1 protein-coding gene is annotated in these 15567 nt (G+C 45.3%); it reads right to left on the reverse strand.

Annotation, left to right across the window (positions count from 1 at the left end; all coding sequences use genetic code 11):
- Positions 1-75: 75 nt before the first annotated feature.
- Entirely contained in the window at positions 76-15543 is a 15468-nt protein-coding gene (locus KD145_RS03765; protein WP_212004575.1) for a non-ribosomal peptide synthetase, read from the reverse strand.
- Positions 15544-15567 lie beyond the last annotated feature (24 nt).

A 15567-nucleotide genomic window follows, 5' to 3' on the forward strand; every position in this document is an offset into this window, starting at 1 on the left:
ACTTTTTTTTGAGGCTTATTTAAACCTGCAAAACCTGCGCTATATGCAGGTTTTGCAGGTTTTTTCTATATCAGATCAGGATTTTCCTGCCAACAAAGCATCGATCTGTGCCGCTGGTGTTTTTACAATTGCATACAGCAGCTGTACAAAATCTCTGCTTATACCTTTGATGGTGTCTTCATGAAACAGGTCTGTACTATATGCTATACTTGCGGTTAAGCCGTTTGCTGTCTCCATCATTGACAAGGTAAGATCAAGCGCAGTCATATCCAGAGCAAGGCGTTCTGCTAATACCTGTATGCTTTCTATATCAATGGCCGGTGTTTCAGGAATATTCTGCAAAGAAAACATTACCTGGAATAAAGGATGACGATACTGTTCCTGCGCTATTACAGATGCATCTGCAATATGCCCGAAGGGTACTTCCTGATGTTCATAGGCATTGAGTGTGGTTTGTTTTACCTGTAGTAAAAGTGATTCAAAAGGCAGATTACCGGCGAGATGGCTGCGCAGGGGCAGTTGATTAGCAAAAAAACCAATCAGTCCTTCCACCTCCTGCCTTGTTCTGCCTTCAATAGAGGCACCTACACAAATATCTACCTCTCCGCTAAGGTGATACAACAATACCTTAAATGCCGCCAATAATGTCATAAACAATGTGGTACCTTGTTGTTGGGATAATCCCTGCAATGCATCACTCAGCTCGCGATCAATATAAAACCGCTCTACACTGCACCCCCAGCTTTGCACCACTGGTCTTTCATTATCGAGCGGCAGTGCCAGCACTTTTACATCTACCAATTGTTTTTTCCAATAATTCAGTTGTGCAGCCAGCAGGGAGCCGGTCATATATTTACGCTGCCAGATGGCATAATCTGCATACTGTACATTTAATGAAGCCAGGTTGCCCGGGAGGTTTGTTGTATAAGCAGTATAGAGGCTAGCTAACTCCCGCATCATAATTCCCAGAGACCAGGCATCAGCCGCTATATGATGCAGCGTTATCACCAGCATATATTCGTCTGCCCCGCAAATGATCAGATGCGCACGCAATGTATGATCCCGCGACAAATCAAACGGTGTATAGACCAGCCTGTGAATATAAGCAGTGCGCGCGGCCTCGTTTTCCCGGTATTGCGGATCATCTGTAACTGCCAGAGACCATAATCCTTCATCCATTACCACCTGGTACAGGTCTTGCCCAGATGTACCTATATCACAACGGATCACCGTACGTAATATTTCATGACGGTTTACAACATGCTGAAATGCTTTTTCAAGCATTTCTCTGTTTACCTCACCTTTGATCTTCCATAATATTGGAATATGATATTGTATACTACCTACCTGCTGGTCAATGTGCCATAGGTATTCCTGATTAAAGGACAACGGAATACTACCGGAACGGGAGTATACTTCAATAGGTGCTCCTGCCAGACCCGTAGCTTCGTTTTCCATATAAACAGCAAAGTCCGCAACAGTGGCGTAACGGAATACCGCCTGTATAGCTAACTCCTTATTCATTTTTTTACGCAGCATAGCTATTAAACGCATTGCCAGCAAAGAATGTCCTCCCAACTCAAAGAAATTATCGTATATACCTACCCGTTGTACCTGTAATAGTTCCTCCCAAACGGAAGCGAGTATCGCTTCAGACTCATTACGCGGAGCTACATATGAATTTGACGACAATGTATTCATATCAGGGTCCGGCAGCATTTTTTTGTCGATCTTGCCATTCACCGATAAAGGAAGCTGTTCCAGTTCCATCAGTAATGAAGGTACCATATACTCCGGCAGTTTGCTTTTCAGAAAAGAAATGATCTCTTCTCTCCTGAAATCCTTACGTGGCACTACATATCCCACGAGTTTTTTATTTCCATTTTCATCCATTTTAGCAGTAACAGCAGCGTGGCTTACAAATGCACATTGTTGCAATACCCGCTCTATTTCGCCCAACTCAATCCGGTAACCGCGTATTTTTACCTGCCCGTCCATACGACCAATCAGCTCTACATTACCATCAGCTAACCACCTGGCCTGATCTCCGGTGCGGTACATTTTTCCACCATCCGCTATAAAGCTGTCTGTTACAAACTTTTCTTTATTAAGCAGCTCATTATTGATATATCCCCTGCCTACACCAGCTCCGCCAATATATAATTCTCCGGCTACACCCACCGGAACACAGCGTTTGTATTCATCCAGTATGTAATATCGTACATTATGCATCGGACGGCCTATTGGCACTACCTGGTAGTGGTCGGCTATTCCTTCAAAAAAAGAAGCATCAATAGCAGTTTCCGTTACGCCATAACTGTTTATTATGCGTATCCATTTGCTGTAATGCTCATACAAATAATGATAATCCGCTTTTTTACAGATATCAGAACCAACTATCAAAAGCCGCATAAAAGAGAAATCAAGCCCCTCATCCGTAACATATTTCAACAGGTGAATAATCAATGCTGGTGTAGACTCCAGTGTATCTACACGATATTGCTTCATCATGCTGTATAAATAATTCACGTCCAGCTTTTTTTCCTCGCTGACCAACAACAGTTGACCACCATTAAGCAATGCCCGGCAGTATTCTGCTGTAAATACATCAAAAGAAACGGAAGCCAGTGACAGCACTACCGGAGGCTGTTTATCAAAGCCAAACTGATAACGCCAACTATAGCAGATATTCAATATATTCCGGTGTTCTATCATCACTCCTTTAGGGGTACCTGTAGAGCCAGAGGTATAAATCACATAAGCCAGGTTGCCCGGCTGCAATGTTATTTCCGGATTGTTGATTGTACATGCTGATATCTCACGCTCCAGTTTGTCGGTGTTAATGACTTTTACAGCAGCATTAGTCTGTAAACTAACAGGGCAGGCATTATTACACACCAGTATTCCGGCTTTACAATCTGTCAGCATGAAAGATAAACGCTCCACAGGCAAGGCAGGATCCAACGGCAGATACGCTCCGCCGGCCTTCAATATGCCCAGTATACCTATTATCATAGCAGGACTCCGGTCAGTGCAAACAGGCACCAGTGTTTCTTCTTTCACGCCTGCATGTCTTAAATAATGAGCCAGCCTATTAGCTTTTTCATTTAATTGCCGGTAAGTGAAATGCTGATCTTCATATAACAGGGCTGTATGCTCAGGTGTAAGTGCTGCCTGTTCTTCAAACAGCGATACAATTGTTTTTGCAGTATCCTGCGAATGTACCGTTTCCGTATCATTAAACGCTGTTACCAGCAGCTGTTCTTCAACGGTATTCAACATCTCTAATTCACCCAACCCGGTTTCCGGCGCTTTAACGATAGCATGTAGCAGCCGTTCGAAATGGCCGGTCATCCTGACAATGGTATCTTCGGAGAACAGGTCGGTACAATATTCCACCTTCCCTGCTAATCCATTCCTACCTTCTTCCATAGAAAAACTGAGGTCAAACTGTGTAGTGGTTTGTTTCATTTTCTCGGAGGATAAATGCAGGTCTCCCAAATGGAGGTCCGGCGCTCCAGGTGTATTCTGCAAGGCAAACAGGACTTGGAATAACGGACTGCGGCTCATATCACGCTCTTTTGCCACTACTCCCACTATTTTCTCAAAAGGTATTTCCTGATGTTCATAGGCACCTAAAGTTGTTTCTTTTACCTGTTGCAATAATTCTGTAAAACCAATGGTATTATCAAGATGACTACGCAATGCCATGGTATTGATAAAAAAGCCGATCAGGCCCTCTGTTTCCTGGCTGGTTCTTCCTGCAATGGGGCTACCCACGCAAATATCTTCCTGCCCGGTGTAACGGTACAACAATACTTTGAAGGCCGCCAACAAGGTCATAAACAACGTACAGTTATGTTCCAGCGACAATGCCCGCAACTGCCCGGATAACTCCTCATCCAATCTGAATATAAGGCTCGCCCCCGCCGCACTTTGAATAGCAGGCCGCGGATAATCGGTCGGCAATTGCAATACTGCCACACCAGACAATCGGGTTTTCCAGTAATCGATTTGAGCTTCCAAAAATTCTCCTGACAGATATTGCCGTTGCCAGATGGCATAGTCTGCATATTGTACATTCAGTACAGGCAGATTTGCCGGGCGGCCGGTTGCATATGCATCATAAAATTCTATGAGCTCCTTTACAATTATTCCCGTAGACCAGCCATCAGAAGCAATATGGTGCAGGGTTACCACCAGCACATGCTCTTCTTCTCCGAGTACTATCAGGTGTACCCGCAGCATATGATCTTCAGACAAATTAAAAGGTTGATGAACAAGTACCTTCACATAAGCCGGTAATGCTTCTTCGCTGCAGGAAGGATCATCAATAACCTGTAACTCCCATTGATCTTTATCCAGCACCACCTGACAGGCATTTCCTTCTTCATCCTCCCGTATCACGGTACGTAATACTTCGTGTCTGTTCACGATACTTTGTAATGCAAAGGCCAGTGCCGGCTTGTTCATCTTTCCTTTCAACCTCAGCGCAATCGGGACATGATACTGTATACTACCCGTCAACTGATCAATAAACCACAAACGTTCCTGGCTATACGAAAGCGGGATACGCGCCGCTCTTTCCCTGGCTTCAATGACAGGCAACAACAAGCCTGTATGCTGTTGCTGCAGGTATCTGGCAAGCCTGGCAATAGTAGGATAAAGGAAAAAGTCCTTCACCTTTAACTCTACTTCCATCATTTTCCGGATAGCAGACACCGCACGGGTGGCCAATAATGAGTGACCGCCCAACTCAAAAAAATCATCATAAATACCAACACGTGCTATTCCCAATACACTTTGCCAGATATCAACCAGTTGCCGCTCTGCTGCTGTCACTGGTTCCTGATAGTTGATCAGGCTCTTGCTCTGCATATCTTCCCGCGTGCTTAAAAACTTCCGGTCTATTTTTCCGTTATTAGTCAGCGGTAGTTGTAACAAGGCTATCAGATCGGCAGGCACCATATAGTCGGGCAATCGCTGTTGTAAATTTTTTCTGATGTCCTGTGCCAATGATTCGGTAATATCTGCATACAACGGAATATTGGAGATAGTATGATTCCTGGTATCAATGGTATCATTATAAACCGATGTAATAAATCCTTCTGAAGGCACCTTCTCCAGCAATAGATTCATTTTTAACGGATCGGCATCCAATAAAAAACTGCAGGTATATCCTTTTGCACGGGCCAATGCCAGCCATTCATTCACGACTGTCATGCACCGCGCCGGCTGCTCTGCATAAGTTAAAAGATCTCCGACAGTGTGAACAGCCAGATCTTTCAAACCTTTTTCCAGTAGTATTTCTTTCCATAACCTGGGATCCGGCACACCTTTCAGGGCGATAACCGGTTCATCATCATACAACTGCTGCAGGATGTCCTGCCCTTCTTTTATCTCTTCCCAGTATTGCCACCGGGGAGTTATCATTTCCTTCTCAATACCAACATAAATGATTACCGTATAGCGGTATAAACTCAATTCATTGATATAATCTCCTTTTTGCTTTTGTATATCCACGTAAGTGATCTGCGGATAAATTGTTTGCAGCTGATAAAAATATTCCGGCGATAAACACAGCTCTTCCTCTTTCAGCATCTCCTGTTCTACACCCCAGGCAAATTCCCGGATGCTGGTTTTCGGCTGGAATTTTCCGGTAGTCAGGCGGGTTTTAAAGAGCCTCAACAGCCGGTTATCACGTATATCGCCTAAAACTATACGTCCTCCGCCATTTAAGTAGGAAATAGCTTTGTCCAACACATCAGACAAATACTTTTCTCCCGGGAAATATTGTACAACTGAATTTACAATAACCAGGTCTATCGCCTCATCCGCATCCAGACTAAGCTCATGTGCAGCGCCCACTTTTAGTATGGTAGCCGGATATTCCCGTTCTGCCATACTGATACGATGACGAATAGCTCCTACTGAAACAGAAGAGAAATCTATACCCACATATTTTTCGATATGTCCTACCAGCTGATAATAGATCAATCCTGCGCCGCAGCCTATTTCCAGCACATTGGCCGGCCGTGCCGATAATATGACCGCTACAATATCATGCAACCATTCCCGCATTTCCCCAACAGGGATAGCCTTACCGGTAAAACTATCATTCCAGCCTGTAAGGTTGAATTCTGCCGCTGTTTCGCCTGCCTCTTCAGTTTTGGTGTATTCTGTTTCCCATAGCTCATGCCAGTTCTCTTCCTGTTGATTATACAACGATACCTCTTTTTGTTTTACTGCCTGCATGTCCGGTACATAATAACTCACCAGTCTTTTCTGGTTATTATCATCGGCCCTGACCAATACCACTGCCTGGCTGACTGATTCACTTTGGCGTAGCAAATGTTCTATTTCTCCCAGCTCTATCCTGTAACCGCGGATCTTTACCTGGTGGTCTATCCTACCCAGGCATTCTATGTTACCATCAGGTAACCATCTGCCCAGATCACCTGTCCGGTAAAGCTTTCCGCCTGATTTATCAAACGGATTAGCTACAAATTTTTCTGCTGTTAATGCCGGCAGATTCAGATAACCACGCCCCACTCCTACTCCGGATACACATATTTCTCCGGTTATACCAATCGGGCATAATTGCAGGTCGCTGTCCACTATGTAAACCTGTAGATTTTGTACAGGCTTGCCCACTGGTATGTTTGCTCGTTCAGGACTTTCATAAAGAAAATAGTGACAGATATCATCCGATGCTTCCGTAGGCCCGTAGGCGTTGACCACCGGAATCTTTCCATAGTCCGGGTGAGAAAACCATCGCGACAGCAACGGCTGACTAACCGCTTCTCCCGTTACCAGCAGGTATTTCAGATGACTAAGTGGTACACTTGTTTCTTCCTGCAACAACATAGACAGATAAGAAGGCACCAACTCCAATATGGTAATACCATCTGTTTCTATCAGTCCGATCAGATAACCTGGATCATAAATGAGATCCTCCCGGTAAATGACGCAGCATCCTCCGCACAATAATGCCGAAAACATCTGCCATACAGATATATCAAAAGTATAGGATGCCGTAAAGGCCAGCACTGTATCCTGGTCTATACCCAGATCATTTATCTTGGCATATAAATGATTCAGCATGCCACCATGTTCCACCATGACGCCTTTCGGATGACCGGTAGATCCCGAGGTGTAAATCACATAAGCCAGATCGCGCGGGGATGGTATCCCGCTTACTAACGATATCGCATCAACGAAAGGCAATTCCACTACATCTTCTACCACTACTATATCCACAGCCGGATTCGTTGGTATTTTATCTTTCCCGTAACGGCTACCCACCACAATGGTTGCCTTACTATCTTCAAGTATATACGCCATACGGGCCGCAGGATAAGCAGGATCTATCGGCACATAAGCGCCTCCTGCTTTCATGATCCCCAGCAGGGCTACCAGCATCCAGGGTGAACGTTCGGTGCAAACAGGCACCAGCTGATCTGCTTTAACACCGTTACTTACCAGGTAATGCGCCAGCTGATCTGACTGCCTGTCCAGCTCCCCGTAACTAAGCTGGCTGCCTTCAAACCAAACTGCAACGGCATCAGGTGTACGCGCAGCCTGTAAGCCAAACAATGCCGGCAATGTTTGATCATGCGGAAACTCAACGGCTGTATCATTAAATGTTGTCAGTAATTTTTGTTCTTCCGCCTGGCTCAGCATAATAAACGAACTGATATTGGCGTCAGGCGCCTGCACAATAGCCTGTAGTAACTGCACAAAATGATCCATCATCCGCGATATGGTATCATTGCTAAACAGGTCTGCACAATACTCCACATATCCGCTTAATCCCGCTGGCTGTTCAACAAAAGAAACCCCCATATCAAACAACGTCGTGATGTGATCTACAGGATCGGAGGATAATTGCAGATCTTTTAAATTTATACCTGGTGCATCTGGTGTATTAAACAATTCAAATATCACCTGGAACAAGGAAGTTCTGCTCATATCCCTGTTTTTCTCGACCACCTCTACGATTTTCTCAAAAGGAATTTCCTGGTGATCATAAGCTTCCAGTGTAGTTTGTTTCACTTGTTTCAACAAAGTTGTAAAAGCAGGATCATCACTCACATCTGTACGCAACACCAGTGTATTGATAAAGAAACCTATCAATCCTTCCAGCTCCACCTGCGGGCGGCCTGCGATAGAAGTACCTACACAAATATCTTCCTGGTCACTGTACCGGTACAACAATACGTTAAACGCAGTCAGTAAAGTCATAAAAAGTGTAGTACCCTGCTGACGTGACAATGCCTGCAGCTGATCCGACAACTCGCGGCTAAGTCTGAAATGATAACCAGCACCACGGGTACTTTGAAAAACCGGGCGCGCATAATCAGTCGGAAATTGCAGTGTGGTAATATCTGCCAGTTTATTTTTCCAGTAACCAATTTTTTGTGCTAATATTTCTGCAGACAAATATTCACGCTGCCAGATGGCATAGTCAGTGTACTGAATATCTAATGCGGGTATTTGTGCCGGACGATTGTCCACACCAGCACTATACAATTCTGCCAGTTCTTTTACAATAATACTTTTCGACCACGCATCAGATGCAATATGATGCATAGTTACTACCAATACGTATTCTTCTGCTGCCAGTACTATTAAATGCGCCCTCAGCATATGATCCCGTGACAGATCAAACGGCATGTTGATTAACGATCTGGTGAAATCCTTCAAGGCGGCAGGATCATCTCTATATTCGGGTTTACTTACTACTGTCAGTTGCCAGGAGTCTTTATCCTGTACCCGCTGATAAGCAACACCATCCTGCTGTACCATCACAGTTCGCAATACTTCATGGCGATTCACTATTTCCTGCAAGGCATGCGCCAGCGCGCCACGGTCCAGCTGTCCGCTTAACCGCAATACATGTGGCACATGATATTGCACACTACCCGTCAGCTGGTCAATAAACCACAAACGTTCCTGGCTATACGATAATGGTATCTGTGCCGGACGCGGATCATAACGTCTGATCCCCGGTAATACAGGCCGGCCTGATGTTTGGTCCAGATGTGCTGACAAGGAGGCTATCGTTGGATAATCGAAAATATCACCTATAGATACTTCCACCTCCATCGATTTACGGATAGCAGACACCAAACGGATAGCCAGTAAGGAATGACCCCCTAAGGCAAAAAAGTTATCCAATCGTCCTGCATACTCCAGCTCCAACAGCGAGCACCAAATAGCTGAGAGCAACTTCTCTGTTACACTCTTGGGTGCGTCATAATCAGCCCCCTGTACTTCCTTCACCGGCGTACGCAATGATTTCCTGTCTATTTTACCATTGGATAACAACGGAAATTTGTCCAGTACCACCAATCCGGATGGAATCATGTAGTCTGGCAAATGTTCCTGCAAGTACGCATCCACAGCGCTTCTACTGTAATCAGCTGCAGTAACCAGATAGCCAGTCAATCGTTGCAGACCACCCTCTTCTCCATGGCATACCGCTACTCCCTGTAGCACACCGGGAGCCCCTTCCAGCACACGCGCTATCTCTTCCAGTTCTACACGATAACCACGGATCTTCAACTGATCATCTCTTCTACCTAAAAACATAATATTACCATCCGGTAAATATTTTACGATATCTCCTGTTCGATAAAGACGACCACCAGTACTAAATGGATCGGCTATAAACCGTTCTGATGTTAGCGCTGCATTATTCAGATAACCAGCGCCTACTCCATCACCACCAATAAAGAGTTCCCCCGGAATACCCACCGGACATAGCTGCAAGCGTTCACTCAGCACATAAACACGGCTATTGGAAAAGGGTCTACCGATAGGAATATGCTGGTCATATACCCGGTCTCTTTCCACGATATGCAATAATTTCCCTATAGTCGTTTCCGTGGGCCCGTAGTGATTTACCACCATGCAGGTGCCACGGGAAGAAAATATACGGGTGGTTACATCTGCGTCCAGCACTTCACCACCAAATATCAGCAGTTTGGCCGGCAGCAGTAAATTGACTGAAGACAAGGCTTTCCAGTGAGATGGTACTATCTTCAAACAATCGATCGAATGCGATGAAAAATAGGTCTGTAATTTCTCACTATCATTGATCATTCTCTTTGTGAACAGATGCAGACTACCGCCACTGGTTAATGCATGATATAGTATCGTATTACCAAGATCGGTGGCAATGCCCGCCAATAAAGCAAATGAATGACAATCAGTTATTGGTAAAGCCGCCTGTAATCCTGATAAATAATCCAGCAGGTTACCATGTGTGATCATCACACCTTTCGGATTACCGGTACTCCCGGAAGTATAGATCACATAAGCCAAATCGGAAGCACACAGTGTTGAAGACACAGCCTTAACAGGGTAACGACGGAGGATATCCATATCCCCATCCAGTGCGATAATATGATCCACGGTACTGGTTTCAACCAATCCCCGGCAGGCATCGCTGCTGACTACTACCGATGCCCCTGTATCCGTCAACACATAACCGATACGCTGCGGATAATCAGGATCAACCGGTACATAAGCGCCTCCGGCTTTCAGAATACCCAACAGTCCCACAATCATCTCCGGCGAACGCTCTATACACAACACTACCAATGAACCTTTTTTAACGCCCAGGTAGCGCAAGTGACAGGCCAATTGATTGGAACGTTCTTCCAGCTCACGATAACTCAGTGCAGAGGATTCAAACACCAATGCAGTGGCTGACGGAATACTGGCCGCCTGGTCGGAAAATAAATCTGCGATATTGTCTTTCGCTGCTACAGGCGGTACAACAACATCTCCACTAAATACGTCTTTTAACAGAACCGTTTCTGCGGCTGGCAACATAGACAACAGACCTATTTCCTGCAACGGATTTGTTACAACAGATAACAACAGTTGTTCAAAATGTTTTGCCATCCTGGCAATCATTTCTGCGCGGAATAAATCACTGCGATAGGTAATACCAATATGTAACCCATCTTCATTTTCAGTTATCGAAAAGTTGATGTCAAACTTGGCAGCTGCCTGGTCTGTTGTATCTCCGGACAATACAACATTACCTAAACGAAGCACTGGTGTACTGTTCCCCTGCTGCATCACAAACATTACCCTAAACAAGGGATTCCTGCTCATATCCCTTTCCTTTACTACTGCTTCCACCACTTTTTCAAACGGCGCATCGGCATGATCATATGCATCAAGGGTCGTAGTTTTTACCTCCTGTAACAGTGATACAAAAGTGGAATGCCCCTGCACATGGCTACGCAGCGCCAGCGTGTTGACAAAAAATCCGATCAATCCATCCAGCACCTGTTGTGGGCGGACCGCTGTAGAGCAACCTACACAAATATCAGCCTGTCCGGTATAACGATGCAGCAATACCTTGAAAACCGCCAGCAACGCCATAAATAAGGTAGCCCCCTGCTGATGCGATATTTCTGCCAGTTGTTTAGATAAATGACTATCAATACCAAAAGTAATTTTTGCACCATCCGTACTTTGCACAGGAGGCTGCCTATAATCAACAGGCAGCTCTAATTGCTGTACACCAGTCAGCTTTTCTTTCCAGTAATCCAGCTTTTTATCCAGTACTGATCCTGACAAATAATTCCGTTGCCAGATAGCATAATCCACGTATTGAACGGGTAGCGGCAGCAACTGTGGTATGCGCGCTGCTGTATAGGCTTCATACAACACTGCCAGTTCCCGTACAATAATGTTGACAGACCAGGCATCCGCGGCAATATGGTGCAAGGTGATCACTAGTTGATATTCTTCTTCACCAAGCACTATTAAATGCCCGCGCAACATATGACTGGCAGACAAATCAAACGGGGTATTAATCAATGTTTTTACATACGCCTGCAAAGCTGCATGATCGGTTTGGTATGTCAGCTCATCTACTATATGTAATTGCCACTGGTCCTTATCCAGCACACGTTGGCAGGCAATGCCATCTTCCTGTTCAATTACTGTGCGCAATACCTCATGCCGGTTTATGATCGTTTGCAAGGCGCGTGACAAAGCAGCTATATCCAGGTTGCCTTCCATCCGCAATACGGCGGGGATGTGATATGGCATACTGCCCTCCATCTGATCAATAAACCACAAACGCTCCTGGCTATACGATAATGGAATACGCGCGGGTCTGACAACAGATACAACAGGTGGCAATGATGACTGACCATGTTGTACCTTTATATGAGCAGATAATCCGGCTATAGTAGGATACAGAAACAGATCTTTCATAGATATTACCATGTCCAGTTCTTTCTGTAGCACAGACATCAGGCGCATTACCAACAGTGAATGTCCTCCCAGCTTAAAGAAATTATCGTGTATACCTACCAGTGATACGCCCAATACATTCTGCCAGATTTGCGCCAGCTGCTGTTCTGTTTTATCACGTGGCGCCACATAGTCTATCCTGTGCCGCTCTTCCCCATTGGGTTGCGGCAATGCCCATTTATCAATTTTACCATTGGCGGTAAGCGGAAACTCAGGCAAAGCAACCATGAAGGCCGGTATCATGTATGCAGGCAACTTACTTTCCAGGTAAGCATATATTTCTTCCCTGTCAAACACACCGTGAGGCACAATGTAGCTTATCAACCGGTTGTATCCTTGTTGCTCCCTATCCACCACCACTACTGCCTGTTTTACCAGGGGACATTGTTCCAGTACCAGCGCTATCTCGGCCGGCTCAATCCTGTAACCACGAATTTTCACCTGCTCATCCTTACGGCCAAGATATACGATAGTACCATCCGGCAACCATTTCGCTATATCTCCCGTCGCATACATTTTCCCCCCTGCCTTACTGAATGTATCTGCTATAAATTTTTCTGTTGTCAAATCCGGGCGATTTAAATACCCGCGGGTAACTCCCGCACCGGCTATATACAATTCACCTGCCACCCCTATAGGGGCCAGCGCGCCGTGTGCATCCAGGATATACGCCCGCACATTGGGTAATGGCGTACCAATTGGCAGGGTAGATAGCTGATCCAGGCTGCCCGGCTTATAATGATGTATAGTAGCCGATATGGTCGTTTCTGTAGGTCCGTAAATGTTATAAAAGTCAACGAAACTACTCCACTTTTCAGCCAGTGTTACCTGGCACTGTTCACCACCGGAAATAACCCGTTTCAACCCATTATAACGGCCTGGCGTGACCTGTATCAGAAAACCATTAGTAGCTTCCAGGTGAGTGATTCCCTGCTCTTTCAGCAACTGTTCAAACAGGTGAATATCCAACAATGTTTCTTTGTTGATTAAAACCAAAGCCGCACCATTCAACAATGCAAAGAATATTTGCTCTATAGCAGCATCAAAGCTACAGTTAGAGAGCAACAGTACTCTTTCTTCCTTTTTAATATCGTACACCTTACTCTGGCAATATATAAGGTTTACCAGTGACCGATGTATTGCCTGTACCCCTTTAGGTTGGCCGGTTGATCCGGAAGTATAGATCACATAGGCAAGGTGTTCAGGAGAAGGTCCGGTTGTCAATGGGGTGGCAGGATACGCATGAATACAGCTCCATTCTCCATCAGCCGGAACAATCTCTGCCTGAGGCGCGGCGGCTTTTAATACAGGAGCCAGGCTCTGGTTACTTAATATCATATTGACACCAGTATCTGTCAATATATAACTGATTCGTTCTGCAGGATATTCGGGATCTATGGGTATATAGGCGCCACCAGCTTTCATGATACCCAATATCCCTACTATCATTTCCAACGACGGCATCATACAAACCGCCACCGGTATCTCCGGCGTAATCCCTTTGCTGCGCAGGTGATGCGCCAGTTGTGATGATCTTGTATCCAGTTCGCTGTAGGTGAGTGATGCAGCTCCCAATAATACAGCAGTGGCACCGGGAGCAGCTGCAGCCTGTGATGCAAATAGATCCACTACCGTTTTATCTTCGGGGAAAGTGGTGGCCGTATTATTAAACGTTATTTGCAACTGCTGTACTTCATCAGCTGTAAGCAGTGTAAGTGTACCTATCTGTGCATGTGGGGTTGCTACAACGGACCGTAATAACTGCTTAAAATGATCCGCCATGCGCACTATCGTTTCCCTGCTGAACAGGTCAACATTATACACGATGCTTCCACTCAATCCTGTTGCTGTTTCCAGAATAGAAAGAGATAAATCCAGCTGCGCTGTGACACGATCTACTTCTACCGGCAGTAACGTCACCTCGCCTAAACGAAGCGCCGGTACCGGCGGCGTGTTCTGCAGTGAAAACATCACCTGGAACAATGGATGCCTGTCCATATCACGCTCCTTCACCACTGCTTCCACTATTTTTTCGAAAGGTACCTCCTGGTGATCATAAGCGGCTAAAGTGGTTTCCTTTACTTGCTGTAATAAAGAAATAAAGGAAGGATGATTACTCAGATCGCTGCGTAATGCCAGTGTGTTGATAAAAATACCCACCAGCCCTTCCAGCTCCTGCCGGTTCCGGCCAGCTATAGGGCTGCCAATACAACTGTCCTCCTGACCGGTGTAGCGATACAACAATACCTTAAACGCAGCCAGCAAGGTCATAAAGAGTGTGGCGCCCTGTTGGTTGGATAATTGCCGCAACTGATCCGACAGCTCACGATCAAGGCTAAACGCAACAGTAGCCCCCTCATTACGCTGTACGGCCGGACGTACATAGTCTGTCGGTAATTGCAGGGTAGTTACGCCTGCCAGCTTACTTTTCCAGTATTCCAATGTTGATTTCAACAGGGGCACCGATAAATAATCCCGTTGCCAGATCGCATAGTCTGCGTACTGGATGTCCAGTGATGGCAATACTGCAGGATGACCTGTTATATAGGCATTGTACAGTTCGCCCAACTCACGAACGATAATACTCATAGACCAACCATCGGCTGCAATATGATGCATCGTTGCTACCAGTATGTGTTCCGCTTCACCTAAACGGATTAAATGTGCGCGCAGCATATGATGCGCGGATAAGTCAAAGGGGATGGCGATCAATGATTGAATCAGCGATTGCAATGCTGCCTCATTTTCATAATAAGCCGGTTCATCTATCTCTGTTAGCTGCCAGTTATCTTCTTCCCGTATGCGCTGATAAGCTGTGCCCGCTGTGGTGTATATCACTGTGTGTAACACCTCATGCCGGTTTACGATGGCTTGTAATGAATGTATGAGCGCGGCTTTATTCAATGGTCCTCTTAGCCGTAATACGGCTGGTATATGATAATGTGTGGAACCTTCCAGCTGGTCTATAAACCACAGGCGTTCCTGGCTATATGACAAAGGAATATTTAGTAGTCCTGTCCTGGGAATGGCGGTGATATTTTTATCCGCAGCCATATCCTGTTCACTTTGCCCGATCTCATTCAGATAGGCTATTAATTGAGCTTTATTATGTTTCAGTTCGTACAGGAAGGAACTGTCAATTTCTTTTTCCTCATCCAGCTGTACAATCAATTCATCATTATCAATAGATATTTTTATCCCGTTTTCGCTGGCCTTTTCCAATAGAGCAATGGTCGCTGTTAATTTATCCTGAGACATATTTAAGGGTTTAATAAAGATAGA

The organism is Chitinophaga sp. HK235 (genome assembly GCF_018255755.1).
Classification (GTDB): domain Bacteria; phylum Bacteroidota; class Bacteroidia; order Chitinophagales; family Chitinophagaceae; genus Chitinophaga.

Bases quoted from the DNA above. Each gene is read 5' to 3' on its own strand.
- KD145_RS03765 (WP_212004575.1), bottom strand. From the start codon at position 15,543: ATGTCTCAGGATAAATTAACAGCGACCATTGCTCTATTGGAAAAGGCC.